The organism is Microbacterium sp. Be9 (assembly GCF_011754135.1).
Classification (GTDB): Bacteria; Actinomycetota; Actinomycetes; order Actinomycetales; family Microbacteriaceae; genus Microbacterium; species Microbacterium maritypicum_A.
In genome coordinates this window covers 610,741-637,064 of the sequence record NZ_WNWT01000004.1, presented here as the reverse complement: position 1 = coordinate 637,064, position 26,324 = coordinate 610,741, and the positions used below count along the sequence as shown (strand labels likewise).

The 26,324-nt window shown below is 67.4% G+C and carries 31 protein-coding genes; 21 read left to right on the top strand and 10 right to left on the bottom strand.

Going from position 1 to position 26,324, the window contains the following annotated elements:
- The first annotated feature begins 6 nt into the window (after window positions 1–6).
- Window positions 7–507, top strand: a complete 501-nt coding sequence (locus GLO27_RS07315) for a DUF2004 domain-containing protein (RefSeq protein WP_017830742.1) — start codon at window positions 7–9, stop codon at window positions 505–507.
- Between the two features lie 35 nt (window positions 508–542).
- On the opposite strand, the gene lipA is transcribed toward GLO27_RS07315, so the two are convergent.
- Both lipA and lipB read right to left on the bottom strand, forming a co-directional pair.
- Window positions 543–1,532 carry a lipoyl synthase gene (gene lipA, locus GLO27_RS07310; protein ID WP_167254228.1) on the bottom strand — a complete coding sequence of 330 codons (990 nt, stop codon included), beginning with the start codon at window positions 1,530–1,532 and terminating at the stop codon, window positions 543–545.
- Window positions 1,529–2,182, bottom strand: a complete 654-nt coding sequence (gene lipB / locus GLO27_RS07305) for a lipoyl(octanoyl) transferase LipB (protein ID WP_167254226.1) — start codon at window positions 2,180–2,182, stop codon at window positions 1,529–1,531. Before lipB ends, lipA begins: the two co-directional genes overlap by 4 nt.
- Window positions 2,183–2,281: 99 nt before the next feature.
- On the opposite strand from lipB, the gene GLO27_RS07300 reads away from it, so the two are divergent.
- Both GLO27_RS07300 and ffh read left to right on the top strand, forming a co-directional pair.
- Entirely contained in the window at window positions 2,282–2,866 is a 585-nt protein-coding gene (locus GLO27_RS07300) for a TetR/AcrR family transcriptional regulator (protein WP_167254224.1), read from the top strand.
- A 52-nt stretch (window positions 2,867–2,918) separates the two neighbouring features.
- Window positions 2,919–4,478, top strand: a complete 1,560-nt coding sequence (gene ffh / locus GLO27_RS07295; RefSeq protein ID WP_021200451.1) for a signal recognition particle protein — start codon at window positions 2,919–2,921, stop codon at window positions 4,476–4,478.
- 6 nt (window positions 4,479–4,484) lie between these two features.
- Here the strand turns inward: ffh and GLO27_RS07290 are convergent, their stop codons facing one another.
- Window positions 4,485–5,402, bottom strand: a complete 918-nt coding sequence (locus GLO27_RS07290; RefSeq protein ID WP_167254222.1) for an EamA family transporter — start codon at window positions 5,400–5,402, stop codon at window positions 4,485–4,487.
- 78 nt (window positions 5,403–5,480) lie between these two features.
- On the opposite strand from GLO27_RS07290, the gene GLO27_RS07285 reads away from it, so the two are divergent.
- From GLO27_RS07285 to GLO27_RS07275, 3 genes are all read left to right on the top strand, one after another.
- Window positions 5,481–6,362, top strand: a complete 882-nt coding sequence (locus GLO27_RS07285; RefSeq protein WP_167254221.1) for a LysR family transcriptional regulator — start codon at window positions 5,481–5,483, stop codon at window positions 6,360–6,362.
- 107 nt (window positions 6,363–6,469) lie between these two features.
- On the top strand, window positions 6,470–7,045 hold the full coding sequence (locus tag GLO27_RS07280) for a hypothetical protein (protein WP_167254219.1): 576 nt from the start codon (window positions 6,470–6,472) through the stop codon (window positions 7,043–7,045).
- Between the two features lie 6 nt (window positions 7,046–7,051).
- Complete coding sequence (locus tag GLO27_RS07275) at window positions 7,052–7,387, top strand: hypothetical protein (protein WP_167254217.1); 336 nt, start codon at window positions 7,052–7,054, stop codon at window positions 7,385–7,387.
- Window positions 7,388–7,467: 80 nt separating this feature from the next.
- Here GLO27_RS07275 and glpK read toward each other — a convergent pair whose 3' ends face one another.
- The 3 genes from glpK to GLO27_RS07260 form a co-directional block, all read right to left on the bottom strand.
- Window positions 7,468–8,982, bottom strand: a complete 1,515-nt coding sequence (gene glpK / locus GLO27_RS07270) for a glycerol kinase GlpK (protein ID WP_021200455.1) — start codon at window positions 8,980–8,982, stop codon at window positions 7,468–7,470.
- Window positions 8,983–9,008: 26 nt separating this feature from the next.
- Window positions 9,009–9,761 carry an MIP/aquaporin family protein gene (locus GLO27_RS07265; protein WP_021200456.1) on the bottom strand — a complete coding sequence of 251 codons (753 nt, stop codon included), beginning with the start codon at window positions 9,759–9,761 and terminating at the stop codon, window positions 9,009–9,011.
- A gap of 92 nt (window positions 9,762–9,853) precedes the next feature.
- Complete coding sequence (locus tag GLO27_RS07260; RefSeq protein WP_021200457.1) at window positions 9,854–11,563, bottom strand: glycerol-3-phosphate dehydrogenase/oxidase; 1,710 nt, start codon at window positions 11,561–11,563, stop codon at window positions 9,854–9,856.
- A gap of 103 nt (window positions 11,564–11,666) precedes the next feature.
- Between GLO27_RS07260 and GLO27_RS07255 the strand changes: the two genes are divergently transcribed.
- Window positions 11,667–12,638, top strand: a complete 972-nt coding sequence (locus GLO27_RS07255; RefSeq protein ID WP_021200458.1) for a sugar-binding domain-containing protein — start codon at window positions 11,667–11,669, stop codon at window positions 12,636–12,638.
- Between the two features lie 18 nt (window positions 12,639–12,656).
- Here GLO27_RS07255 and GLO27_RS07250 read toward each other — a convergent pair whose 3' ends face one another.
- Window positions 12,657–13,808 carry a glutamate--cysteine ligase gene (locus GLO27_RS07250; protein ID WP_167254215.1) on the bottom strand — a complete coding sequence of 384 codons (1,152 nt, stop codon included), beginning with the start codon at window positions 13,806–13,808 and terminating at the stop codon, window positions 12,657–12,659.
- Between the two features lie 210 nt (window positions 13,809–14,018).
- On the opposite strand from GLO27_RS07250, the gene rpsP reads away from it, so the two are divergent.
- The 4 genes from rpsP to trmD are packed head-to-tail and all read left to right on the top strand — an operon-like array spanning window position 14,019 to window position 16,030.
- Window positions 14,019–14,453 (top strand): 30S ribosomal protein S16, encoded by a 435-nt coding sequence (rpsP, locus tag GLO27_RS07245; RefSeq protein ID WP_021200460.1) that lies wholly within the window; start codon window positions 14,019–14,021, stop codon window positions 14,451–14,453.
- 6 nt (window positions 14,454–14,459) lie between these two features.
- A complete protein-coding gene (locus GLO27_RS07240) occupies window positions 14,460–14,690 on the top strand; it encodes an RNA-binding protein (protein ID WP_017830729.1) in 231 nt (76 codons plus the stop codon).
- Window positions 14,674–15,291, top strand: a complete 618-nt coding sequence (gene rimM, locus GLO27_RS07235; RefSeq protein WP_136024839.1) for a ribosome maturation factor RimM — start codon at window positions 14,674–14,676, stop codon at window positions 15,289–15,291. Before GLO27_RS07240 ends, rimM begins: the two co-directional genes overlap by 17 nt.
- A gap of 19 nt (window positions 15,292–15,310) precedes the next feature.
- A complete protein-coding gene (gene trmD, locus GLO27_RS07230; protein ID WP_021200462.1) occupies window positions 15,311–16,030 on the top strand; it encodes a tRNA (guanosine(37)-N1)-methyltransferase TrmD in 720 nt (239 codons plus the stop codon).
- Window positions 16,031–16,077: 47 nt separating this feature from the next.
- Here trmD and GLO27_RS07225 read toward each other — a convergent pair whose 3' ends face one another.
- Window positions 16,078–16,671 carry a histidine phosphatase family protein gene (locus GLO27_RS07225; RefSeq protein ID WP_021200463.1) on the bottom strand — a complete coding sequence of 198 codons (594 nt, stop codon included), beginning with the start codon at window positions 16,669–16,671 and terminating at the stop codon, window positions 16,078–16,080.
- Between the two features lie 71 nt (window positions 16,672–16,742).
- On the opposite strand from GLO27_RS07225, the gene GLO27_RS07220 reads away from it, so the two are divergent.
- On the top strand, window positions 16,743–17,480 hold the full coding sequence (locus GLO27_RS07220; protein ID WP_167254213.1) for a class I SAM-dependent methyltransferase: 738 nt from the start codon (window positions 16,743–16,745) through the stop codon (window positions 17,478–17,480).
- Window positions 17,481–17,498: 18 nt separating this feature from the next.
- On the opposite strand, the gene map is transcribed toward GLO27_RS07220, so the two are convergent.
- Window positions 17,499–18,281: a type I methionyl aminopeptidase gene (gene map, locus GLO27_RS07215; protein ID WP_021200465.1), complete on the bottom strand. Its 783-nt coding sequence runs from the start codon at window positions 18,279–18,281 to the stop codon at window positions 17,499–17,501.
- Between the two features lie 111 nt (window positions 18,282–18,392).
- Between map and GLO27_RS07210 the strand changes: the two genes are divergently transcribed.
- From GLO27_RS07210 to GLO27_RS07170, 9 genes are all read left to right on the top strand, one after another.
- Window positions 18,393–18,881, top strand: a complete 489-nt coding sequence (locus tag GLO27_RS07210) for an MFS transporter permease (RefSeq protein WP_167254211.1) — start codon at window positions 18,393–18,395, stop codon at window positions 18,879–18,881.
- Between the two features lie 169 nt (window positions 18,882–19,050).
- Window positions 19,051–19,398 carry a 50S ribosomal protein L19 gene (rplS, locus tag GLO27_RS07205; protein WP_017830722.1) on the top strand — a complete coding sequence of 116 codons (348 nt, stop codon included), beginning with the start codon at window positions 19,051–19,053 and terminating at the stop codon, window positions 19,396–19,398.
- Window positions 19,399–19,515: 117 nt separating this feature from the next.
- Window positions 19,516–20,241, top strand: a complete 726-nt coding sequence (lepB, locus tag GLO27_RS07200) for a signal peptidase I (protein ID WP_021200473.1) — start codon at window positions 19,516–19,518, stop codon at window positions 20,239–20,241.
- Entirely contained in the window at window positions 20,238–20,897 is a 660-nt protein-coding gene (locus tag GLO27_RS07195; RefSeq protein WP_167254209.1) for a ribonuclease HII, read from the top strand. The genes lepB and GLO27_RS07195 overlap by 4 nt, the downstream gene beginning before the upstream one ends.
- A gap of 72 nt (window positions 20,898–20,969) precedes the next feature.
- The gene (locus tag GLO27_RS07190; RefSeq protein WP_017830719.1) at window positions 20,970–21,296 is read left to right on the top strand and encodes a DUF2469 family protein; all 327 of its coding nucleotides are present in this window, start codon (window positions 20,970–20,972) and stop codon (window positions 21,294–21,296) included.
- Window positions 21,297–21,453: 157 nt separating this feature from the next.
- Window positions 21,454–21,816 carry a YraN family protein gene (locus GLO27_RS07185; RefSeq protein WP_167254207.1) on the top strand — a complete coding sequence of 121 codons (363 nt, stop codon included), beginning with the start codon at window positions 21,454–21,456 and terminating at the stop codon, window positions 21,814–21,816.
- Window positions 21,813–23,342, top strand: coding sequence for a YifB family Mg chelatase-like AAA ATPase (locus GLO27_RS07180; protein WP_167254205.1), 1,530 nt, complete (start codon window positions 21,813–21,815; stop codon window positions 23,340–23,342). Before GLO27_RS07185 ends, GLO27_RS07180 begins: the two co-directional genes overlap by 4 nt.
- The gene (gene dprA, locus GLO27_RS07175; protein WP_167254203.1) at window positions 23,339–24,550 is read left to right on the top strand and encodes a DNA-processing protein DprA; all 1,212 of its coding nucleotides are present in this window, start codon (window positions 23,339–23,341) and stop codon (window positions 24,548–24,550) included. The genes GLO27_RS07180 and dprA overlap by 4 nt, the downstream gene beginning before the upstream one ends.
- A gap of 47 nt (window positions 24,551–24,597) precedes the next feature.
- Window positions 24,598–25,500 carry a tyrosine recombinase XerC gene (locus tag GLO27_RS07170; RefSeq protein WP_167254201.1) on the top strand — a complete coding sequence of 301 codons (903 nt, stop codon included), beginning with the start codon at window positions 24,598–24,600 and terminating at the stop codon, window positions 25,498–25,500.
- 22 nt (window positions 25,501–25,522) lie between these two features.
- On the opposite strand, the gene GLO27_RS07165 is transcribed toward GLO27_RS07170, so the two are convergent.
- Window positions 25,523–26,047, bottom strand: coding sequence for a M23 family metallopeptidase (locus tag GLO27_RS07165; protein WP_021200479.1), 525 nt, complete (start codon window positions 26,045–26,047; stop codon window positions 25,523–25,525).
- Between the last annotated feature and the right edge of the window lie 277 nt (window positions 26,048–26,324).

Sequence of the window (26,324 nt, the reverse complement as noted above, 5' to 3'; positions counted from 1 at the left end):
AGCGTTATGGCGATCGAACACGACTACTTCGGACTCCTGTCCTCAGGCCCGGACGGCTCGATCTTCTGGTCGGAGACAGTGGAGCTCGGCGACCAGAGTGTCACCGTCGATCTGACCGCGCCGGATCAGGACGACGTTTCCGCGGATGCGCTCGACATCGCCGCATCGCTCATCGCAGGCCTCGAGAGCGTCGACGACACGGCCCGGCGTGGCATGCTCGCCGAAGTCGATGACCGCACGAGCGAGGTGACCGAGTACATCCTCCAGCAGCAGGAGACGTACGGCGACGATCTGCCGGATGTCCTCGTCGATGTCTCGGGCGATGCCGCCGTCGACATCATCCGATCGCTCCGGTTGATGAGCATGACGATCCTCGCCGATGAGCACGGAGGCTCTGAACCGTTCGCGGTGCTCGAGTATGCGCTCGACGACAGCTCGACGGACGACGTGCTGCTCGTGAATCTCGGCTCGGACGGCAGCGTTCAGTCCGTCATGAGCGCGGACTGATCCGCCGCCCGGACGGGGTCCGGGCAGCGTTCAGGTCAGACGGCCTGCGCGAATCCGAGGTCTGCGCTCTCGGCGATATGCGCGAGGTGTGCGGGGATCTCGCGTCCCTTCGACGTCATGGACTGCGCCCAGAGTCGACCGGCGCGATACGACGACCGCACGAGGGGACCCGCCAGAACACCGAGGAACCCGATGCGCTCGGCCTCCTCCTTGAACTCGACGAACTCGGCCGGCTTCACCCAGCGTGAGACCGGGTGGTGGCGTGGTGTCGGCCGCAGGTACTGCGTGATCGTGATGATGTCGCATCCGGCGTCGTGCAGATCGTTGAGCGCCTGCACCACCTCTTCGGGTTCCTCACCCATCCCGAGGATGAGGTTGGACTTCGTGATCAGTCCGGCGTCCCGAGCCTGGGTCAGGACGTCGAGCGAGCGCTCATAGCGGAACGCCGGCCGGATGCGCTTGAAGATGCGGGGCACCGTCTCGACATTGTGCGCGAACACCTCAGGGCGCGCGTCGAAGATCTGCCCCAGGAACGCCGGATCGGCGTTGTGCTCGTTGGCGAGCAGCTCCACACCGGTGTTCGGGTTCAGCTCATGGATCTTGCGCACCGTCTCGGCGTTGAGCCAGGCGCCGGTGTCCGGGAGGTCGTCGCGGGCCACGCTCGTGACGGTGGCATACCGGAGGTTCATCCGGACGACGCTCTCCGCAACCCGGCGTGGCTCGTCGGTGTCATAGTCGGCGGGCTTGCCCGTGTCGATCTGGCAGAAGTCGCAGCGGCGGGTGCACTGGGAGCCACCGATGAGGAAGGTCGCCTCTCGGTCTTCCCAGCACTCGTAGATGTTCGGGCAGCCCGCTTCCTGGCAGACCGTGTGCAGGTCCTCGCTCTTCACGAGCGAATGCAGCGCCGTGTACTCCGGGCCCATCTTCGCCTTCGTCTTGATCCACTCCGGCTTGCGCTCGATCGGTGTCTCGGCGTTGCGGATCTCGAGGCGGAGGAGCTTGCGACCCTCGGGGGCGGCGGTCATGCGAGGGCTCCTGTCAGTTCGGTGGTCGCGTATTCGGCGAGGAAGGCGCGGGTGACGGCGTCGACGAGTTCGAGGGGCGGGACGGCGGACCCCACGACCTCGCTCACCGTAGTGACGCCGGCATCGATGATGCCGCACGGGATGATGCCGCGGAAGCCGGCCAGCGAGTTGTCGCAGTTGATGGCGAAGCCGTGCATCGTGACCCCCTGCTGCACGCGCACTCCGATCGCCGCCACCTTGTCCTCCGAGAGTGGCCGGCGTACCCAGACCCCGCTGCGGCCCTCGACCTGATAGCCGTCGACGCCGAAGGGGCGCAGCACGTCGATCAGGAGACGCTCCAGACGGCGCACGTGCGCGACGACATCGATCGGCTCGGGGAGTCGCACGATCGGATAGCCCACGAGCTGCCCCGGCCCGTGCCAGGTGATCTTCCCGCCCCGATCGACGTCGATCACGGGGGTGCCGTCCTGTGGCCGCTCCTGGGGTTCCGTGCGCTTGCCCGCGGTGTAGACGGCCTCGTGCTCGAGGAGGATCAGCGTGTCGGGACGGGTGCCGTCGACGACATCGGCGTGGACGCGACGCTGAAGCTCCCACCCGTCGATGTACGGCACGAACGTCGGAGCGAACCCGGGCGTGAGGATCTCGAGCATCACAGAACCGCCTTCATTGCGTAAATGGACTGAGGACAACAATACCCCTCGGCGAGCGGGGGCGGCGCTCTCGACCCGCCCCCGCGATAACGTGAGGACATGAGTTCCACTGGCAGAGCCGGGCGACCCAAGGCGTCGTCGCGGGAGACCCTCGCAGAAGCAGCATGCGAGCTCTTCCTGGAGCGCGGATACGACGCGACATCTGTGGCGGACATCACGCAGCGCGCTGGCGTCAGCCGGTCCAGCTTCTTCAACTACTTCGCGTCCAAGAGCGACGTGCTGTGGTCGGGCGTCGACGAACGGATCGGACAGGCCATCGCCTCGCTGGAACAGCTCGGCAGGGCGACGACCGGCGACGCGGTTCACGACATACTGCTGTCGATCGTGCACGATTTCGCACCGGACCCCCTTGCCTTGGCGCTGCGCAATGCCGCAGCGATGGGGGTGGAGGGCGAGCTCATCCGTGACACCGGTCTCCGCCTCGCCCGTCTGTCCGCGGCGGTGTCACGCGCGGCGTCCGCCTCGGGAGTCGACGTCATCCGTGCCGACATCCTCGGGGCGGCACACGCGGCCGCCGTGCTCTCCTCACTGCGCGTGTGGGCGGAACAGGGAGCCGGACGGGGGACGCCGGAGACGGTCCTGAGGGAAGCCCTGGGAACGATCCACGACCTTCCCTGGTCCTGACTCCCGCGCGGGGCTGAGCGACCGGCCTCGGCTCGCGTAGAATCGGAGCACCATGGCTACATTTGGCACGCTCTCCGATCGGCTCACCGAGACCTTCCGCAATCTGCGCACGAAGGGAAAGCTGACCGCGGCCGACGTCGACGGCACCGTCCGCGAGATCCGACGCGCCCTGCTCGATGCCGACGTCGCGCTCGTCGTCGTCAAGGAGTTCACCGCGAAGGTCCGCGAACGCGCACTCGGCGATGAGGTCAACAAGGCGCTGAACCCCGCGCAGCAGGTCGTCCAGATCGTCAATGAAGAGCTCGTGCAGATCCTCGGCGGAGAGCAGCGCCGTCTGCAGTTCGCGAAGACGGCACCGACGGTGATCATGCTCGCCGGCCTGCAGGGCTCCGGTAAGACCACCTTCGCCGGCAAGCTCGCGAAGCAGCTCGAGGGCGAAGGGCACACGCCTCTGCTCGTCGCCGCCGACCTCCAGCGTCCGAACGCGGTCAACCAGCTTCAGGTCGTCGCGGAGCAGGCCGGTGCGTCGATCTACGCCCCCGAGCCTGGCAACGGCGTCGGAGATCCCGTGAAGGTCTCTCGAGACGGTGTCGACTACGCACGTCGTCAGCAGCACGATGTCGTGATCATCGACACCGCCGGCCGCCTCGGCGTGGACGCCGAGCTCATGAAGCAGGCGGCGGACATCCGCAAGGCTGTCAACCCCGACGAGGTCCTGTTCGTCATCGACGCGATGATCGGTCAGGACGCCGTGAACACCGCCAAGGCGTTCCAGGACGGCGTCGACTTCACCGGAGTCGTGCTCTCCAAGCTCGACGGCGACGCCCGCGGTGGCGCCGCGCTCTCGGTGGCCTCCGTGACCGGCCGGCCGATCATCTTCGCCTCGACCGGTGAGCGACTCGAGGACCTCGAGCCCTTCCACCCCGACCGCATGGCGAGCCGCATCCTCGACCTCGGCGACATCCTCACCCTCATCGAGCAGGCCCAGCAGGCCTTCGATGAGGAAGAGGCCATGAAGATGGCCGAGAAGCTCGCGACCGAGGCCTTCACCCTCGAGGACTTCCTCGACCAGCTTCAGCAGATGAAGAAGATGGGCTCGATGAAGAAGATGCTCGGGATGCTCCCGGGCATGGGCCAGATGAAGCAGCAGCTCGACGACTTCGATGAGCGGGAGATCGACCGCACGGAGGCCATCATCCGCTCGATGACGCCGGGGGAGCGCCGCAACCCCAAGGTCCTGAACGGATCGCGCCGTCTGCGCATCGCCAAGGGTTCCGGTATGACCGTCACCGACGTGAACCAGCTCGTGCAGCGCTTCGAGCAGGCCGCGAAGATGATGAAGACGGTGGCGCGCGGCGGCACCCCGAACATCCCCGGTATGGGGCCGGTGCCCGGGATGGGGCGTCCCGGCGCTTCTTCCAAGCGCGGCAAAAAGGGCAAGTCCTCCGGTGGATCGCGTTCAGGCAACCCGGCCAAGCGCGCGGCCGAGAACGCGGGGATCGCATCGTCCGCGACGCCGACCGGCTCCGGATTCGGTTTGGGCGGCGGGGCAGCTCAAGCTCCGAGCGAAGCCGACCTCGCCGAGATCCAGAAGCTCTTCGGCAAGGGCTGACTCCGCTCAGCGCGGCGCCGTGAGAGCATCCGCGGCCGTTGCATGCGGGGCGGGCGCGGCAGTGCGCCGATTGGGCCGCGAGGCCAGCTGCCCCAGCACGAGTGCGCCCAGAGTCAGGACGAGGCCGATGGCCTGGAGGGGGCTGAATCGCTCCCCGGCGACCACGACGCCGAGCGTCGTCGCGACGATGGGGGAGAGCAGCGCGAGGAGCCCCGGCGCGATGACCGGGAGCTGCTGGACGCCGCGGAACCAGAGCGTGTAGGCGACGATCCCGCCCGCCGTCCCGAGCCACAGGTATCCGAGCACGGCGCTCCCGTCGATGGTCTGGGGCACGCCTTCGACGATCAGTGTCAACGGCAGCAGCAGAAGCCCTCCCGCGCTGAGCTGCCACCCGGCGTAGGCGACGGGCCCGACGCCAACCGGCCGGCCCCATCGCTTCGTCAGGATCATCCCCGCTCCCGTCGCGGTGACGCCTCCGACAGCGGCGAGGATCCCCCCGAGATCCAGCTCGGCGGCGGGACCCAGGACCACCAGGGCCACTCCGCCAGCGCCGACGACGGCAGCGGCGGCGGCGAGCGGCCGGATCCGTTCCTGCAGCACGAGCGCTCCGAGGACGAGGACGATAAGCGGCTGCGCACCCGCGACCGCGGCTGCGACGCCGCCAGGGAGCCGCTCCGCGGCCAGGAACAGCAGCGGGAAGAAGGCGCCGATGTTGAGCCCTCCCAGGATGAACGACTTTCCCCACCACCCGCCGCGGGGGAGACACCTGCTGATGAGGACTGCCAGGAGCCCCGCGGGGAGGGAGCGGAGGAGCCCGGCGAACAGCGGGTGCCCGGGCGGGAGCAGTTCTGTCGTGACGAGGTAGGTCGTGCCCCATGCGATGGGGGCGAGGGCGGTCAGTAGCACCAGGGGCAGGCGGTTCATGCTTCCAGCCTGCGAGGAACAAAGTGATGAGTCCAACGCATGGTTGTCACCGCATACATGAACCGAGATCATGGAAGCATGGAACTTCAACAGCTCCGCTATGTTGTCGAAGTCGCCGAGACGCTGAGCTTCACCCGGGCCGCCGAACGGTGCTTCGTCACCCAATCGGCGTTGAGCCACCAGATCGCGTCACTCGAGCGTGAACTCGGCCGCCGACTGTTCGCACGGTCGAGTCGCCATGTGCGCCTGACAGAGTCAGGTCGGGCGTTCGTCGCACACGCGCGGCGCGCGCTTCGGTCAGCAGACCAGGCGAAGGAGGACGCCGCCGCCGTCGACGGCGTCGTGGAAGGCACGCTGCGAATCGGCGTCATCCCCACGGTGACCGCCATCGACCTCCCCGCGGTGCTCGTCGCCTACCGTGGGGCCTACCCGCTCGTCAGGGTGGAACTGCAGGTCGGAAACAGCGATGTCCTCGCCCGCAGGCTCCGAAACGACGAGCTCGACATCGCGCTGCTCGGACTGCGAGAGGGTGTCGATCCAGAGGGGGTGGAGTCGCGTGTCCTCTCTCGGGATCCCCTCGTCGCCGTCTTCCCTCGCGGGCACGAACTCGCGGATGCGGAGAGCATCGCGCTCGACGATGTCGCGGGGATGACGTTCGCGGACTTCCCGACGGCGACCTCCGGTCGTGCGCAGAGCGACGGGGCGTTCGCCGCTGCGGGCCTGACGCGTGACGTCGCCTTCGAAGCCGACTCCGCGACCCTCATCCTGGGACTCGTGGAGGCAGGGCTGGCAGTGACCCTGCTGGCGCCGGGGACCGTCGATCGCTCCGGTTTCGATGTCGTCACGGTGGAGGTGCGCGGTGGCCCTGTGCGTCTCGAATACCTCGCCTGGGACGCTGCCGCGCCACGGAACGTCGCACGCGCGTTCATCGCCGTGACCGAAGTCGCGCACTCGGCGTGACCACCTCCCGGCGGAATCGACCGTCGGCCAGCCTGCGTTAGTCTGAGTCCGTTTGAGTCCGCGCCGAAGAAGTCCTTCGGCCGGTGATCGCCGGGGGAGAGTACCGCATGGGGTTCCTGAATTTCGGTGAGAAGTCGAACGCAGCACAGCCTGATGCGGATCTCGAAGACCTCACGGTCCCGCAGGCCACCCTGCTGCGCACTCTGTTCGCGGAGAAGTGGCCTACGACAGCAGGGGCGATCACCGTGCACGGCGACTGCGCCGAGGGGGACTCCGGCGCGCAGTACGGGCTGTACAACCTCGCGCGCGCCGTGAAGCTCGAACCGGAGTCGAACTGGCCGGAGGCTGTCGAGCGTCACATCTCCGGTCTGCTGAGCCGTCAGGCCGCCCCTCGCGACGAAGATCTCTCCGATGATCAGGTCCTGTCCCTCGTGAAAGCACGTCTCATCCCGTCGTCGTATCTCCCGGAGAGCCACCGTGCGGCGTACACGTACCGGCGCACGATCGTGAGCGGCCTCGAAGCGATCCTCATGCTCGATCACCCCGAGACCACGACCGCCGTCCCTGACGCGATCGTCGGCCGGTTCGATGCCGGACAGCTGTGGGCCACGGCCCTCGCGGCAGTTTCGGCGGAGCCGATCGAAGAGGTGCACACCGTCGACGTCGGCAACGGCGCGTTCTAAGCGATCGTGTCGGACTCCATGTTCACCGCGAGCCGGGTGCTCGACTTCCCGGCCCTCCTGGCCGCAGCCGGTATCTCATCGGCTCCGCACGGCGTCCTGTTCGCCGTGCCCTCACGTCATCATGTCGCGTTCCATGTGATCACCGGACCGGAGGCGATCTATGTCGTGCAGGACATGCACGGATTCGCTCAGCAGATGTTCGGACAGGGCGTCGGCGAGATCGCGACGGATGTCTTCTACTGGAGCGACTCCGGCTACGAGCAGGTGACGTCGAGCGACGAGAGCGGACGCGTCTCGGTCGACGGTACCGGCGCCTTCTTCGCGTCGATCAACGGGTTCTGACGGTTCAGCGGGCCGCTGCCGCGGAGACGACGAAGCGGGTCCGGAGTTGGACTCCGGACCCGCTTCGCTGTCGCGTCAGATCACTTCACGTCGTCGTCGACCCAGTCCATCGACTTGGTGATCGCCTTGCGCCACAGGCGCAGCTGGCGGTCGCGCTCGGCTTCCTCCATGGACGGCTCCCAGCGCTTGTCCTCCTGCCAGTTGGCGGAGAGGTCGTCGAGCCCGTTCCAGAATCCGACCGCGAGTCCGGCCGCGTAGGCCGCACCGAGCGCCGTGGTCTCCGCGACCACCGGGCGAACGACCGGCACGCCGAGGACGTCTGCCTGGAACTGCATGAGCGCATCATTCGCCACCATGCCGCCGTCGACCTTGAGCTCGGTGAGATCCACGCCGGCGTCCGCGTTCACGGCATCCAGCACGTCACGCGTCTGGAAGGCGACCGCTTCTAGAGCTGCGCGAGCGATGTGGTTCTTGTTCGCGTACCGGGTGAGTCCGACGATCGCGCCTCGGGCGTCGGGACGCCAGTACGGAGCGAACAGACCGGAGAACGCCGGCACGATGTAGACCCCGCCGTTGTCCTCGACCTTGTCGGCCAACTCCTCGACCTCGGGTGCCGAGGAGATGATGCCGAGCTGGTCGCGCAGCCACTGGATCAGCGATCCGGTGACGGCGATCGAGCCTTCGAGGGCGTAATGCGTGGGCTGGTCGCCCAGCTTGTAGCCGACGGTGGTGAGCAGCCCGTTCTTCGAGTGGACGATCTCCTCGCCCGTGTTGAAGATCAGGAAGCAGCCCGTTCCGTATGTGTTCTTGCTCTCGCCCTTCTGGAACGCCGCCTGACCGAACGTCGCCGCCTGCTGGTCGCCCAGGATGCCGGCGATCGGGGTCTCGCGAAGCAACGAGGAGTCCTCCGCCGCGCCGTAGACCTCCGAGGACGAGCGGATCTCCGGCATCATCGACCGCGGCACACCGAAGGCCTCGAGGATGTCGTCGCGCCATTCGAGCGTCTCGAGGTCCATGAACATCGTGCGCGAGGCGTTGGTCACGTCGGTGACGTGCACTCCACCGTCGACGCCACCGGTGAGGTTCCAGAGAACCCAGCTGTCGGTCGTGCCGAAGATCAGGTCGCCGGCTTCCGCCTTCTCACGGGCTCCATCGACGTTCTCCAGGATCCAGGCGATCTTGGTACCCGAGAAGTAGGTGGCCAGGGGCAGACCGACGATCGGCTTGAACCGCTCGACGCCGCCGTCAGCAGCCAGTCGGTCCACGATCGCCTGGGTGCGCGTGTCCTGCCACACGATCGCGTTGTAGGCGGGCTTTCCCGTGGTCTTGTCCCAGACCACCGCGGTTTCGCGCTGGTTGGTGATGCCCACTGCAGCGATGTCGTGGCGGGTGAGGTCGGCGCGGCTCAGAGCCAGGCCGATGACCTCCTGGACGTTGCGCCAGATCTCGGAGGCGTCGTGCTCGACCCAGCCGGCCTTCGGCAGGATCTGCTCGTGCTCTTTCTGGCCCGTCGCGATGATGCTGCCCTTCTTGTCGAAGATGATCGCGCGGCTCGAAGTGGTTCCCTGGTCGATGGCGAGGATGTAGTCAGCCATTGTGTTCTCCTTTGAATTCAGGTCGTTCAGGCGAGGTGCAGCAGGACGGGCGCTGCAGCGGCGGCGATCGCGCCACCGATGAGCGGACCGACCACCGGGACCCACGAGTAGGACCAGTCGCTGGAGCCCTTGCCCTTGATCGGGAGGATCGCGTGAGCGATACGCGGGCCGAGGTCACGCGCCGGGTTGATCGCGTAGCCGGTCGGGCCACCGAGGGAGGCGCCGATCGCGACCACGAGGAGTGCCACGGGGAGCGCGGTGAGCGGTCCGAGGCCGCCGGGGGTGCCGACCTCGATGTCGCCGTAGTCGGCGAACGCGAAGATCACGAACACGAGCACGAAGGTACCGATGATCTCGGTGACGAGGTTCCAGCCGTACGAGCGGATCGCGGGGCCGGTCGAGAACACGCCGAGCTTGTTGGCCGGGTCGGGCTCCTCATCGAAGTGCTGCTTGTATGCGAGCCACGTGACGATGGCACCGAGGATCGCTCCGACGAGTTCAGCGGCCGTGGCCGTCAGGAACATCACGAAGCTGATCTTGCCCGCGAGCAGCAGGCCGATGCCGACGGCCGGGTTGAGGATCGCACCGGAGTAGGCGGAGACGAGCACACCGGCGAAGACCGCGAGGCCCCATCCCCAGTTGACCATCAGGAAGCCGCCGCCGAAGCCCTTGTTCTTCGCGAGGGCCACGTTGGCGACGACACCACATCCGAGCAGCACGAGCATCGCTGTGCCGACCAGCTCGGAGAGGAAGTAGAGACCGAGATTCACATCAGCCATGTCTTCTTTGACCTTTCTTGTGTGTCGGGGCCCCTCTGCCCCGACACGTTATGGGAGTTGCGCCGCGAGGAGGGCGGCAGTCCGAGACCCCGTCAGCCGCGGGTGCGGGACGGGATATCGAGTCCGTGTCGTTCGTTCAGCAGCTGGCGCGTCTGCTCGAGCTCGGCGTCGTGACGCGAGCGATCCCAGCCGAGCATCGGCGCGAGCGCGTCGGCGATCTCGTCGAGGACCTCGGCATCGGCGCCACCGGTGAACGCGATGCTGGTGCGACGCAGGACGACATCCTCGAGGCGCGCCACCATCTCGTTCTGCACCATCCACTCGAGTTCGCGCGTGGAGAGGGCGCCGCCGGCAAGCGGAGCGTCCGTTCCCTGCTCGACGTACTCCCAGACCTGGGCGGCCCGAGTGCCGTAGCGGGCGAGCAGCTGATCGGCGCGGGCACCGGCGCCGGGAAGGTTCTCCTGGATCCAGATGCGCTTGGCCTTCTCGGTGCGCGGGAACTCCCGGCCGCCGCCGATCGCGCGTCCCGCGGTGGAGACGGTCCTGGTGCGGTCGATGAGGCCGAGCACGACGTCGGAGAGCGATTCGCCGAGCGCGCGGAACGTCGTCCACTTTCCGCCGACGAGGCTCACGAGGGGGACTGCGCCCTTCTCGTCGACTTCGATGCGATAGTCGCGGGAGACGAATCCGGGAGCGGTGTCCTCATGGCGCGGCAGCGGACGGATACCAGAGAACTTGTACACGATCTGGTCGCGTGCCACGGGGATCGTCGGGAAGACGTGGTGGATCAGGTCGAAGAAGTAGTCGACCTCCTCCTCGGTGCACACCGGCACCTCGCGCGGGTCGGCGTCGATGTCGGTGGTGCCGACCAGGACGCGTCCCTTGAGCGGGTAGATGAGCACGATGCGGCCGTCGGAGTGCTCGAAGAAGATCTCGCGCCCCCGCGTCGCCTCGAGCAGCTCGGGGTGATCCAGCACGATGTGCGAGCCCTTGGTGCCGCCCATGAAGCGGGTGTCCGTGCCCAGCGCGTCATTGGTGAGGTCGGTCCAGGGGCCGGAGGCATTGACGACCACGTCAGCCTGCACAGTGAACTCCGTGCCGCTCTCGCGGTCGCGGAGGACGACCTTGTCGCCGTCGCGGGCGATGGCCTCGACGTAGTTGAGAGCGTGCGCTCCCGGGTGCGCCGTGCGTCCGTCCTGCAGCACGTCGAGCGCGAGGCGCTCCGGGTCGTGCATCGAGGCGTCGTAGTACGTGGCGGTGTACTTGATCTTCGGGTCGAGCGAGGGAAGCTCGGCGAGAGACTTCTTGCGGCCGAGGAACCGATGGCGAGGCACCATCCCTCCGTCACGGGAGAAGGTGTCGTAGATCGTGAGGCCGACCTTGATCAGGAACGCGCCCCGTTCCTGGGGCTTTCCGCTCTTGTGCGTGAGGAAGCGCAGGGGAGCGGAGAGGATGCCCGAGAATGTCGAGTAGATCGGGATGGTCGTCTGCAGCGGCTTGACGTAGTGCGGGGCGATCTTGAGCAGGCCGTTGCGCTCCTCGACGGACTCGCGCACGAGCCGGAACTCACCGTTCTCGAGGTAGCGGATCCCGCCGTGGATCATGTGGCTCGATGCGGAGGATGCGCCGGAGGCGAAGTCCCCTCGCTCGACGAGCACGACATCGACGCCCTGCAGAGCCAGGTCGCGGAACGTGGAGATGCCGTTGATCCCCCCGCCGATGACGAGGACGCTGGTGCGTCCGGATTCACGGACGGCGCGAATCTCCGCGCGCTCCGCTGACGAGTGTGTCGAATCGATCATCGTCGACCCTCTCTTCCTTACTTGCCAACCAGCATCGACCTGTGTGACATCCCGCGCAAGCCCACTGCACATATGTGCAAGGATCGAGGGCGAGGAGGTCATCATGGCCGGTGCAAGCGCGGAATCCCGCGACAGCAAGCTGATCGCGGCGCTCACCGCCGCGCAGCTCTACTACATGCAGGACAAGACGATGGAAGTCATCGCGAAAGAGCTCGGCACCTCCCGGTCCTCGGTCTCGCGGCTGCTGAGCTTCGCGCGGGAGAGCGGCCTGGTCGACATCCGGATCAACTCCCCGCTCGAACGCCTCGGCATGCTCGAGCATCGGATTCGCGACAGGCATCGGGTGGCGGCGCACGTCGTGCCGATGCCGGAGATCCTCAGCGAGGTCGAACGTCTCGAGCGCGTTGCGCTCACCGCCGGACGGCTGCTGTCGCAGTTCGTCGACTCGAACATGGTGATCGGCGTCGCATGGGGCTCGACCATCAGTGCGGTGAGTCGCGGGCTCACGCAGAAGGAGACGCACAACACGACCTTCGTGCAGCTCAACGGGGCCGGGAACACGCAGACGACCGGCGTGGAGTACTCCAGTGACATCCTGCAACGGTTCGGCAGCGCCTTCGGTGCACAGGTCCAGCAGTTCCCCGTTCCCGCGTTCTTCGATGACCCTGCCACCCGCGAGGCCATGTGGCGTGAGCGCAGCACTCGTCGTGTGCTCGATCTGCAGGCGAAGATGGACGTCGCCGTGTTCAGCCTCGGCTCGCCCGCCGCCGAGGTTCCGAGTCGGGTCTACGTCGGGGGCTATCTCGGACGCGATGACTATCGCAGCCTTCGGGAGGACCACGCCATCGGCGACGTCGCGACGGTGTTCTTCCGTTCCGACGGGTCCTGGCGCGACATCCGTGTGAATGCCAGAGCCACGGGTCCCGGCCTCGACCGTCTGCGTCGCGTCCCGCGTCGCGTGTGTGTCGTCTCGGGAATCCCGAAGCTGGTGAGTCTCCGCGCGGCCCTGGCCGCTGGCCTGATCACGGATGTCGTCCTGGACGAAGGGCTCGCGAGGCGCCTCGTCGAGGACTGAGCTCGCTGCCCTCGACCGCTAGGACTCGTCGGTGGAGGACTCCGGCCCGGAGCGGAACTCGCGGATCAGGTGGTGCACCACCGCTGAGAGGTCGCCCCCCGCGGCATCCGCCACCGCGAGTTGTCGCGCGTAGCTTGCGCCTCCCTCCAGGATCGTGGCGATGCCGCCGAACTCGCGACCGCAGCCGAGCTCGACGGCTGTCGGGGTGAGGGCTTCGAGCGTCTCCGTCAGATGCTCGCGCACCGGGCGCTGCGTGCCGTCGGCGTCGACGATCACGCGGGCCTCCAGCCCGTAGCGCGCGGCGCGCCACTTGTTCTCGCGGTGGAACCAGGCGGGAAGCTCCGGAAGTGCCTTCCCCTCGTCGAGCTGTCGTGAGAAGTCCTCGACGAGCACCTGGACGAGCGCCGCGACCGATGCAAGTTCCGGCAGGGTGGAGAGCCCGTCGCACGCGCGGACCTCGATGGTGCCCCAGCGTGGAGCGGGACGGATATCCCAGCGCACCTCGGTCGCGTCGGCCATGACACCCGTGCGCACCATGTCATCGAGGTAGGACTCGTACTGCGACCAGTCGTGCAGCGGCCACGGCAGGCCGGCGGTGGGAAGCTGCTGGAACACGAGTGCGCGGTTGGAGGCATATCCGGTGCGTTCTCCCGCCCAGAACGGGCTCGACGCCGCCAGCGACTGCAGGTGCGGGAGGAACCCGGCGAGAGCGTTGATGATGGGGAAGACCTTGCGCTGGTCCTCGACGCCGATGTGCACGTGGATTCCCCAGATCATCATGTTGCGTCCCCACCACTGGGTGCGCTCGATCAGGGTGTGGTAGCGCGACTTGTCCGTCACCTGTTGGTCGTACCACTGCGCGAAGGGGTGGCTTCCGGCCGAGAGCAGCTCGACACCCGCCGGATCGGTCGCGGCCCGCACCGCGGTGATGGCGTTCGCGATGTCGTCGACCGCATGAGCCACGGAATCGCCGATACCGCTCGTGACCTCGATCGTGTTGGTGAGCAGTTCGCCGGTGACCGTATGACGCTCGTCGGCGCTCTCGGCCTCGAGCGCGGCGAGAAGTTCGGGGGCGCGACCGACGAGGTCACCGCTCGCGGGGTCCGCGAGCATGATCTCCCATTCGAGGCCGACGGTGGACCGGGCGGATGAGGCGAACTCGAGCTTCACCCGCACAGTCTGGCACGCGAGGCATGCGACACGGCAACGGCGGTTTCCCCACGTTTCGCGCCTGGCGCGCGCATCTGGCAGAATAGAGGGCTGGACCACCTGCTCGACCCTCTATCCAGCAGGTGTCCACACTCATTTGAGCTTCCGCCGGGTGTGCACCCCACTCTCCAGGCGACCGGTTCGTTTCCTTCCACACAATTCAGGAGAATCGTGGCTGTCAAGATTCGTCTCAAGCGCCTGGGCAAGATCCGTGCGCCGTACTACCGCATCGTCGTCGCCGACTCGAAGACCAAGCGCGATGGTCGCGTGATCGAGGAGATCGGCAAGTACCACCCCACCGAGGAGCCCTCGTTCATCGAGGTCGACTCCGAGCGGGCGCAGTACTGGCTCTCCGTCGGCGCGCAGCCGACCGAGCAGGTCGCCGCCATCCTCAAGATCACGGGCGACTGGGGCAAGTTCAAGGGCGACAAGGACGCGAAGTCCACGCTCAAGGTCGCCGAGCCGAAGGTCCCCTTCGAGATCGACGCGTCCAAGAAGTCCGTCGTCAAGCCCAAGGTCGAGAAGAAGGCCGAGGCTCCCGCTGAGGAGGCTCCCGCCGCGGCCGACGCGGAGGCCGCTGAGGCTCCCGCAGCAGACGCAGAGTAATCCGTCGTGCTCGCCGCCGCGCTCGAACACATCGTCAAGGGGATCGTCGATCACCCGGAGGATGTTCGCATCAACGAATCCACGTCGCCGCGAGGCGACCTCCTCGAGGTGCGCGTGCACCCCGATGACCGTGGACGCGTGATCGGGCGCGGCGGCCGCACTGCGAAGGCCCTTCGCACCCTCGTCAGCGCACTCGCTGACGGGCGTCGGGTCCGCGTCGATGTCGCGGACGACTGACGTGGTGCCGAAGGACCGCAATCAGGGCAAGAACCAGTTGCGTGTCGGACGCCTCGTCAAGGCGCACGGACTCAAGGGTGGGCTCAAGCTCGAGCTGTACACGGACAACCCCGAGGGTCGTTTCACCCCCGGTGCCGGATTCACCTTGCAGGTGCCAGAGGCATCTCCGTGGCACGGCAAGCAGATCACGGTGCGCGAGTACCGCGTGATGAACGGCAATCCCGTCGTCTTCTTCGAAGACGTCGACGACCGTGACGCCGCCGACAGCCTCGTCAGGGCGATCCTGTGGATCGACCAGGACGCCGACGAGGTCGAGGACGACGCATGGTTCGACCATCAGCTCGTCGGACTCGATGTCGTCCGAGACGACACGGTCATCGGGCGGGTCATACGGGTTGAGCACTTCCCGGCACAGGATCTCCTCATCGTCAAGGCCGGCGAAGACGAGGTCATGGTTCCGTTCGTCGCCGCCATCGTCCCGACCGTCGATGTGCAGGAGGGCCGCGTCATCGTGACGCCGCCGCCGGGACTCTTCGAAGAGGTCGCAGAGACCGCGGACGCCGAGCCGCAGGTCGCCCCGGACGCCGACGCGTCCGAGTGACCGCTGATACGGTTCCTCCGTGCGCATCGACGTCCTCTCCATCTTCCCGTCCTACTTCGACGGCCTGACGCTGTCCCTGCTCGGCAAGGCGCAGAGCACGGGTCTCATCGACCTGCGTGTGCGAGACCTGCGCGACTGGACCTCGGATCGTCACCGGACGGTGGACGACACGCCGTACGGCGGCGGCGCCGGCATGGTCATGAAGCCGGAGCCCTGGGGGCTCGCGCTCGACGAGATCGCCGGTTCCTCCGACACCGAGGACGGGCAGCGACCGACCATCATCTTCCCGTCGCCGGCGGGGGAGGTCTTCACCCAGAAGACCGCACGTGAGTTGGCGACCCGTGAGCATCTCGTCTTCGGCTGCGGTCGTTACGAGGGCATCGATGAGCGCGTGTTCGAGTTCGCCGCCGATCTCGGCGAGGTCCGGTTGATCAGCCTCGGCGACTACGTCCTCAATGGGGGCGAGGTCGCGACCATGGCGATGATCGAGGCGATCGGCCGACTCATCCCCGGTGTCGTCGGCAACCCCGAGAGCCTCGTCGAGGAGTCGCACGAGGACGGACTGCTGGAGTATCCGTCCTACACGAAGCCCGCGTCATGGCGTGAGCGTGCCGTGCCGGACGTTCTGCTCAGCGGCAATCATGCCGCGATCGCCGCCTGGCGTCGCGAGCAGCAGTTCGTGCGGACCCGAACCCGTCGACCCGACCTGCTTGCGGAGGGCGAAGCCGCGTCCTCGTGATCGACGGGCAGATCTGAATCCCGTCGGGCCCGGCGTCAACGTCCGCCTCAGAGAATCCGCTCGGACCGGCGTTCGATATCGAAGACCACACCGTGCGGATGCCGCAGACCGAGCGCACTCGATGCGTCCAGTCCTCGCAACTCCGCGCGCAGCATGCGTCCGATCATCTCGTGGCTCACGAGCAGGGGGACGCCCTCGGCCGCCCACCCACAGTTGCTGAGCGCCTTCCGCGCCCGAGACCTGGCCTGCGCGTAGCTCTCCCCGCCCGGGAATGCCCAGCCATAGCGGTTGGCGGCACGTTCCTCTCTGGCGGTCGGGTAGACCTCGTCGATCTCTTCCCATGTCATCCCGGCGAGCTCACCGTGGTCGAGCTCTGCGAGCTCCGGCACCTCGATCAGTTCCGCTCCGATCCGATCGGCGATGATGATCGCCGTCCGCATCGCTCTGCCGAGAGGGCTGGTGCACACGGTGAGCACGTGAGCGCCCACGAGTCTGTCCGCGATCGCGTGGGCGTGGGCGACACCGGCCTCTGTCAGTGGAGAGTCGAGCTGGCCTTGGAGTCGGTGCTCGACGTTCCACACGGTCTGCCCGTGCCGAGCGAGGAGCACACGCTCCGGCACATGACGGTCCTGCGGAATCATGGATTCAGAATGGCATACGCCGCAGTTCCCGGACCCGCGGGGTGTGAGATGAGCCTTGGTAACGTCGAGTCATGCCTGAACATGCGCTCGCAAGGTCGTTCGAGATCATCGGTGACGACTACGACAGATACCGCCCCGGATTCCCGGAGGCAGCGGCGGCCATGATCGTTCCGACAACCGTCGACGTCGGGCTGGACCTGGGTGCCGGGACCGGCAAGTTCACCGAACTGCTCGTCGATCGTGCGCGGCGCACGGTGGCCGTGGAGCCGTCGGAGCGCATGCTGCAGGTGCTGCGAGTCAAACTCCCCGACGTGGAAGCTCAGATCGGAGCAGCGGAGCGGATTCCGCTCGGGGATGCGTCAGTGGACGTCGTCACGGTTGCCCAGGCCTTCCACTGGTTCGATCGTGACGCGGCCTGCGACGAGATCGCTCGCGTGCTGGTCCCCCGAGGGGCGCTCGGGCTGCTCTGGAATCGCTCCGATCCGACGTGCACCTGGGACCGGGCTTGTCACCGCATCGCTCATCCGGCGGTGTCCGAGGCCGACGCGACGACCGACGGTGCGGCTGAGGTGCTTCCCCATTTCGAACTCGTCCGCCGGGAGGAGATCCATTGGGCCGAGCGCATCTCGCGCGACCACTATCTTCGTCGATGGGCGACGGTGAGCAGCCTGCTCGTCGCCGAGGAGTCGACGCGTGCGCGGATGCTGGGGGAGATCGGGGCGGTGCTCGACAGTTCAGCGGGCACGCGTGGAAGAGAGATGCTCGACCTTCCGCAGGTCACGGACGTCTACGTCTACCGCCGCGCCTGAGAGACCGGCCGCACTCGATCAGTCGACGCCGAGGAACGACCGGTCCGTGAGGATGAGGGGTCCGTCCTCGGTGATGGCGATCGTGTGCTCCGAGTGCGCGCCGCGGGAGCCGTCGACGCTGCGCAGAGTCCATCCATCCGGGTCCGTGACCAGTTCGTCGGTCGTCGCAAGGAACCAGGGCTCCAGCGCGAGCACCAGGCCCGCACGCAGGGGGAAGCCCCGTCCGGCGCGGCCGTCGTTCGGGACATGCGGATCCCCGTGCATCGTGCGCCCCACGCCGTGTCCGCCGAAGTCGGTGTTGATCGAGTAGCCGTCTCCGTGGGCGACGGCAGCGACAGCTGAGGAGATGTCGCCGATGCGGTTACCGACCGTCGCGGCGTCGATCGCTGCCACCAAGGCGCGCTCGGTGGTGTCGATGAGTCGGAGATCTTCTTCGCGCGCGGTTCCGACGACGAACGAGACTGCGGAGTCCGCGACCCATCCGTCGACGGAGACGGCGAAGTCGAGGGTGACGAGGTCGCCGTCGCGCAGCGTGTAGTCGTGGGGGAGCCCGTGCAGGACGGCGTCGTTGACCGAGGTGCAGATGACCTTGCCGAACGGGCTCGCACCGAACGAGGGGTGGTAGTCGATGTAGCAGGACTCGGCTCCGGCTTTGCGGATCATGTCGTGTGCGCGTCTATCGATCGAGAGGAGATTGGTCCCGACCTTCGTCTCGTCGCGCAGCGTCGCCAGGGTCTCAGCCACGAAACGCCCTGCGGCGCGCATCTCATCGATCTCGGCGGGGGTGCGCAGTTCGATCATCGGGTGTGTCCTCTCGTCGTCTCCATTCTCCCTGATCCCGCACCGGTGGATCCCCGACCGCTCTCAGCGAACACCGGGACGCGCGGGGACGCAGCGACGTACGATCTGAGCATGTGGTTGCGACAGGCCTTCTTCCGCTGGCTCCTTCCGGCGGCGTTCCTGCTGCCGCTCTGGCTGCTGATCGGGTGGGGAGTCTTCCAAGGCGGCTGGTCGATCCTCTGGGTGCTGCTCATTGCGATGCCGTCCGTCTTCCTGGGCCAGCTCCTGCTGACGCTGCTCACGCGTTCACGGCCGTCCGTCCGCATCGAGCGTGCCGTCTCCTGGTGGGACGTGGCGGGGTTCACCGTGTGGAACGGGCTCACGATCGCCGTCGGATTCTTCATCGACGGGGCGTTCCCCTGGTTGCTCACCGGTGCGATCGTGGCGGGGATCGCCCTGATCTGGTTGCAGCTGTGGCAGCTGTGGAACGAGGCGAAGGGAAGCGGTACCCGACTGCGCGAGACCATCACGTGGTCCACGATCCCGACGGTCGATGAGCCGGCACCACCGACGCGCGCGCACGAGGTCATCGTGGTGCGGGAGACCGATTCCCGCGACTGACGTCGTCGTTTTGGCCGGGCGCCGTATCCGTGGCAGAATGAATGTTTGTGCTGTGACCGGCTCTGCCACAGGGGAGCCCGCGGACGCGTCTGCTCCGTACAGCTCACTCCTTTTCTTGTTCCTTTGAATACATGCATGCGACCTGTGGCGGGTGCAGAGAGAGACGATCATGCAGATCCTCGACGCCGTCGACGCGGCTTCCCTCCGTTCGGACATCCCGGACTTCTTCCCCGGTGACACCGTCAAGGTGCACGTCAACATCACCGAGGGCAGCCGCTCTCGTATCCAGGTCTTCCAGGGCGTCGTCATCGGTCGCCAGGGCGACAGCGTGCGCGAGACCTTCACGGTCCGCAAGATCAGCTTCCAGGTCGGCGTCGAGCGTACCTTCCCGGTGCACTCCCCGGTGATCGACCACATCGAGGTCGTCACCCGCGGTGACGTGCGTCGCGCGAAGCTCTACTACCTCCGCCAGCTGCGCGGCAAGAAGGCGAAGATCAAGGAGAAGCGCGACCGCTGAGTCGCAGCATCTCCACAGCACCCCGGGACACGACGTCCCGGGGTGCTTTGTTCTCCCACCGGTGTGCGAACCTAGATACCGTCGCCGCACGACGGTGCATGATCGTGAAGGAACCTGATGACCGAATCCCCGTCCGCGCCCACGTCCAGACGTCGTCGCGGGTTCCTCGTATTCCTTCGCGACGTCCTGGTGATCGTCGTGATCGCCGCGCTGGTCTCGTTCGTGGTGAAGACCTTTGTCGTGCGTTCGTTCTACATCCCCTCCGCATCGATGGAGCGCACCCTGCTGATCAACGACCGCATCCTGGTCGATGAGCTCACGCCGCGATGGACCGATTACGAGCGGGGCGACGTGGTCGTCTTCAAGGATCCGGGCGGGTGGCTCGACGGTCAGCCGCAGACCCCCGCACAGCCGCCGCTCGTCGAGGCCGTCGACTGGGTGCTGAACTTCGTGGGCATCTCCGCGACGGACTCGCAGGACCACCTGGTCAAGCGCGTGATCGGTCTGCCGGGCGATCATGTGGTGTGCTGCAACGCACTCGGCCAGATCACGATCAACGGCGCGCCCATCGACGAGCTCAGCTACCTCAATCTGCCTCCCGGGGACACGGCCGCGTCCAACGAGCCCTTCGATGTCGTGGTCCCGGAGGATTCCGTCTGGCTGCTCGGAGACAACCGCGATCGTTCTCGTGACGCCCGTGCGCACCAGGATCTCCCCAGTGGCGGATTCGTGCCGATGGAGAACATCGTGGGAAAGGCGTTCCTCACGACGTGGCCGTTGAACAGGCTGGGACCGATCGACGGCCACCACGAGATCTTCAACGGCGTCCCGGATCCGGAATGACCGTCGTCGCACCGAAACTCACTCTCGAGAGGCACCTCCTCGGTGAGTGCGGGGTGATCATCTCACTCGACGAGGTCGGCCGAGGGGCACTCGCGGGTCCTGTCGCCGTGGGCGCAGCCGTGATGAATGCCGCAGGCGCGCGTCGGCGCGTGCCGGAGGGCCTCCGCGACTCCAAGCTCGTGACGGAGAAGCGCAGACCTGAGGTCGCAGCACGCGCAGCCGCATGGGTGCAGGCGTCGGCCGTCGGGTGGGCGAGTGCGGAGGAGGTCGATGAGGTCGGCATCATGCGGGCGCTCGGTCTTGCCGCGTCGCGTGCGGTGCAGGCCGTCGCGGATCAAGGGGTCGCACTCGAGGACGCTCTCGTGCTGCTCGACGGCAACCATGACTATGTGTCGAAGGTGCATCCGGTGCCGCTCCACGTGCGCCCGGTGATCAAAGCCGACCGGGACTGCGCCTCCGTCTCCGCGGCGTCCGTGATCGCGAAGGTCGCGCGGGACCAGCACATGGCGGAGCTCCACGAGACGTATCCCGCGTATCAGTGGAACCGCAACAAGGGGTATGCCAGCCTCGAGCATCGCGACGCGATCCGCGCCATCGGGCTCTCCCGCTACCACCGCGCGTCGTGGGCGATCGCCGACGTTCCCACCCTTTTCTGAGTCGACCGCGGCGAGCGTGGCCGACCGCCGGATGACGCACCCCGGTGTCCGCGACTCTAGGATGGACACATCATGGATGAGGAAGCCTTCGACGACTACGACCGCGAGCTCGAGCTGGCACTGTTCCGGGAGTACCGGGATGTGGTGTCGCAGTTCCAGTACGTCGTGGAGACCGAGCGGCGGTTCTATCTGGCGAACGAGGTCAACGTCGTCCGTCGTGACACCGAGCATGATTTCTATTTCGAGATCTCGATGACCGACGTCTGGGTGTGGGACATCTACCGAGCTGACCGCTTCGTGAAGGCCGTGCGAGTGCTGACGTTCAAGGACGTCAACGTCGAGGAGCTGCAGCGCCGGGAGTTCGAGCTCCCTCAGGAGCTCTCGCTCGACGGCGAGTGACGGCGCCTCTCGACGAAGCATCTCGGGGAGCCCCCTCGGGGCGTTGCGGATCTCGGTGTTCCTGCACCCCGCACTGCAAGTTCGAGTTCTCCCCAACCACCGGGGTTGTGCGCCGGCGCCGGCCGCGTGCGATCCGCGTGCGCGTGAAGCTGGCCGTATGGCAGCGAAGGACGAGCTCGGAAGAGCAGGGGAAGAGCGGGCCGCTCAGCATCTGAGGCGTCGCGGGTACACCGTGCTCGCCAGGAACTGGCGATGTGCGCAGGGAGAGATCGATATCGTCGCCGTGCGCGACCACCACCTCGCGGTGGTCGAGGTCAAGACGAGACGGACCGCTGTCTACGGGCACCCGTTCGAGGCCATCGACGCTCGCAAGCGACGTCGGCTCTGGCAGCTCGCTCAGGCATGGGCGACGGAGAATCCGGAGGAGGCGCGAGGGCGCGTGATCCGGCTCGAAGCGATCGGCATCATCGGGTCCGATCCGGCTTCCGGCTCTCTCGAGCACCTCGTGGACATCGCGTGACGACCTCGCGTACCTGGGCGGTCGCGCTCACCGGCGTCGATGGGCATCTCGTCGAGGTCGAAGCCGACATGTCGAACCAGACACCGGAGTTCCGGATCATCGGGCTCCCGGACAAGTCCCTCGGCGAAGCCGTCCAGCGCGTGCACAACGCCTGCAAGAACGCCGGGCTGGATCTTCCACGGCGACGGCTCACGGTGAATCTGTCGCCGGCGAGCCTCCCCAAGCACGGCGCCGGGTTCGACCTGGGGATTGCCATGGCCTGCCTCGCCGCTGGCGGTGTCATCTCACCGCGGTCGATCTCGGCGACGGTCCACATCGGCGAGCTGGGTCTCGACGGCAGGATCCGGCCGGTGCCCGGGGTTCTACCGGCGGTGTTCGCAGCGGCACGCGCCGGATTCGAATCGGTGATCGTGCCACGGGGAAACGAAGCCGAGGCACGTCTGGTACCGGGTGTCGATGTGCGCGCAGCCGCTTCACTCGCAGAGGTCGCGGTCTGGCACGGTGCCGATGTCGAAGTGCCCGATGTGGAGGCGGTCGTGCTGGCATCAGCCCAGAGCGGACCACGTGACACGCTCGACCTCGCCGATGTCGTCGGTCAGGAGGATGCCGTGGAAGCGTTGATCGTCGCCGCTGCCGGGGGTCATCATCTGCTGTTGAGCGGACCTCCAGGCGCGGGGAAGACGATGCTCGCGCGCAGGCTTCCGGGCATCATGCCGTCCCTCACGGAGCAGGAGGCACTCGAGGTCGCGTCGGTGCGATCACTCAGCGGAGAGCCCGTCGCAGCGCTCGATGTGCTCCCGCCGATCGAGGCGCCGCATCACAGCGCGTCTGTCGCATCGCTGGTCGGAGGGGGCTCGCGCACGGCGCGACCGGGAGCGATCGCACGCGCCCACCGCGGTGTGCTGTTCCTGGACGAGGCCGCCGAGTTTTCCCGGGTCGCACTCGATGCGCTCCGACAACCGCTCGAATCCGGGGCGATCGAGGTGCATCGGGCGGGATTCACCGCCACGTTTCCCGCAAGATTCCAGCTGCTGCTCGCTATGAATCCCTGTCCGTGCGGGAACCACGGTGTCCGCGGCGCGGAGTGCATCTGCCCACCCATGTCGATCAGGCGATACTCCACGCGCTTGTCCGGACCGCTTCGCGACCGTATCGACATCGATCTGCAGGTGAGTCGTGTCGCGGCATCGCGAGCGATGAGCGATCATTCCCCGTCGATGACGACGGCGCAGGCTCGAGAACGCGTCGCTGCGGCCCGAGAGCGAGCTGCCCGTCGGTGGATGAGTATGCGGTGGCGGCGCAATGCAGAAGCGCCGGGGACCAGTCTGCGTCAGGGGGCACTCCGACTGGCTCCTGCGGTGCGCGCTCCACTCGATCGAGCCCTCGAGCGCGGCGCCCTCACGCTCCGTGGGTACGATCGCGTTCTGCGTGTGGCTTGGACGATGGCAGATCTGGCGGAGCTCGATCGCCCCGGGATCGACGAGGTCGGACGGGCGCTGCTTCTCCGAAGGGGGCTCCCGCGATGATGGACGTCCTCCTCGCTGATTCCGAGATCCTCGCCTTCACCCGCACCCTCCATCCCGGTGATGAGCTGGCCGACTGCGTCGCGCGTGTCGCCTGGTCTGTGATCGCCGAGCCCGGCGATGCGGTGGCCGGATCGTTGATCGAATCGCTCGGTGCAGCGGATGCGCTTTCTCTTGCTGTGGGAGATTCGTCGTCGCTCCTCCCTCCGGGCGGTGCCAGCGCCACGGCGACGCGCGCGCTGGTCGACGGTCGCGCCCGCTGGCGTCCACGCGCCGATCCTCGGGCGGTCATGGCCGCGCTGCGCGGAGCTGTCGCCGTGCGAGCGCAGCTCGTGATCCCGGGAGACGCCGCATGGCCCCGCGGTCTCACGGATCTCGGCCCCCACGCCCCGAGCGTGCTGTGGGTGCGCGGCCGCGTGGAGTTGCTCGTCCGCGAGCCCCGAGTCTCGATCGTCGGGGCTCGAGCCTGCAGCGGGTACGGCGAGCACGTGGCGACCGAACTGGCGGGTGACCTCGCGGCCGCCGGCGCCGTGATCGTCTCCGGTGGCGCCTACGGGATCGATGGGGCCGCGCATCGTGCCGCACTCGGCGTTCAGGGCGCCACGATCGCGATCCTCGCCGGCGGCGTGGACCGCGCATATCCTGCCGGCCATCAGAGTCTCCTGCGTCAGATCGCGGAACGAGGGGCTCTCGTGAGTGAGCCGCCGTGTGGGACGGCGCCCACCAAGTGGCGGTTCCTCGCTCGAAACCGTTTGATCGCGGCGCTCGGCCATGCGACGGTCGTCGTCGAGGCGGGGTGGAGAAGTGGATCGCTGAACACCGCGGGCCACGCGGCCTCTCTCGGTCGCCCACTCGGCGCCGTGCCCGGTGCAGTGACGTCTGCCTCGTCGGCGGGGTGTCATCGTCTGCTCCGCGAGTACGACGCACACTGTGTGACCTCCGCGCAGGAGGTGAGGGAGTTGTACGGCGCGATCCACGAAAGCGTCGAGGAGGACGGGTCCGGGCGGGACTCGAGCCACAGCCGCGTGCTCGATGCGTTGGGTACCCGGACGCGTCTGTCCATAGAAGAGGTGGCGCGTCGCTCCGGCCTGTCTCCTGATCGGGTTCGGGCCGTACTCGGGCTCCTTCATCTCGAGGGCGACGTCGCGCATGACGACGGAGGGTGGCATCGTCAGCGCCCCGCGAGAGCATCGGCTTCCCGTGCACGATGAACGGCGAGGCTGCCGCGGACAGGGCATGCGCGGGGCAAGCTGGACTCATGGATCTCGCTGCCGCGACGGAGGCGTTCGCCGAACACCTGGAGAAGGTGCGCCGGCTGTCCGCCGCGACCGTCAAGGCCTATCGCTCAGACCTGCGAGACCTCGACGCCGCGGCGGGTGGTGTTCCCCTCGAGTCCGTCGACCTCGAGGTGCTTCGGGACTGGCTGTGGCGCGCCACTCAGCGTGGCGACGCCAGATCGACCCTCGCGCGCCGCGCCGCCACGGCCCGCTCATTCTTCAATTGGGCTCAGGAGCAGGCGCTCGTCACGCATGATCCGAGCCTGCGCCTGGTCGCCCCGAAGAGGGGAAGGACGTTGCCGACGGTCGCCTCGCGGGACGCGATGTCGGCACTTCTGGATTCTCACCGCGACGCCGCCGAAGAGGGCGACCCGATCGCGTTGAGAGACCACGCCATCCTCGAACTGCTGTACGGCTCCGGTATCCGTGTCTCCGAGCTCTGCGGACTGGACATCGACGATCTCGATCTCGACCGCGGTACGGCGCGAGTGCTCGGCAAAGGCGCGAAGGAACGCATCGTGCCCTACGGCACTCCGGCGCGCGACGCATTGTCGGCGTACCTGAGGCGCGGTAGGCCGGTGCTCGTCGCGCGCGCCCGAACCTTCGCCCCTGCCGTGATCCTGGGCAGCCGCGGTGGCAGGGTAGGGCCGCGGGCCGTATACGAACTCGTCGCACGGGTTCTCGCGCCGATCGTGGGCGCCGAGACGATCGGTCCTCACGCTCTGCGGCACACCGCGGCCACTCATCTGCTCGACGGGGGAGCCGATCTGAGGGCGGTCCAGGAAATCCTCGGACACGCCAGCCTCGGTACGACGCAGATATACACCCACGTCTCCACCGAGCGTCTGACGGCGACCTATCGACTGGCCCATCCGCGCGCATGATCTCTCGCTAAGCCCCCGTCGCTCAGCGTGCTTCGCAGCAGGGGAGCAGGACGGCTCTCGGAACGTCGTCGAAGAGCAGCAGGGGATTGATGTAGTCGCCGTCCAGCCGCACGCCGAGGTGGAGGGAACCCGCGGCGGTGTGCCCGCCGATATCCAAGACTCCGAGCGCCTGCCCGGCCGTGACGACATCACCCGCGACGAGCGTCGACCGAACGGGTTCGAGAGTCGTCACGAGGCCGCCGGTGTGCTCGATGGTGAGGAGCGGCCGATCCACCACGGTGCCGCGGAAGGCGACCACACCGTCCGCGGGGGCGGACACCTCTGCTCCCACCACTGCGGCCAGATCGACGCCGCGATGGCCGGCACCGTACTCGTGCGCGGGCGCGCGAAACGGAGCCGCGACAGCGCGAGGCCCGGCCACCGGCCAGCTCCAGCGAGGCCATTCGGTTGTCGAGGGAGCTTCCGCCGCCGCCACGGGAGCCGGCGCGGTGAGAGCGAGCAGCAGAGCGACGACGAGAAGGGAAAGGGCTCGGGGGACTGTGCGCATGGTGCGAGTCTGGTCGGGTGCACTCCGTCGCGGGCACCGGAATCGTCGGCCGCCGCGGGACACCGGCACAAGACCGGCGTGCGGCGTGAGGTGCAGGGTGAGTGCCCGCGCGATCCTGTATGCTGGGGGAGCACCTCGAAATCGAGGTGACTACGCGTGCCCAAAGCGATTCACTTCGCGGCATCCACTCCCACAGGTCCTTCTCCTCGATAAGGCGGGCGTGAGCCGGGCACCAGGAAGTCCGATCATCCGATCGGCTTGCAACCTCAACGGCGCA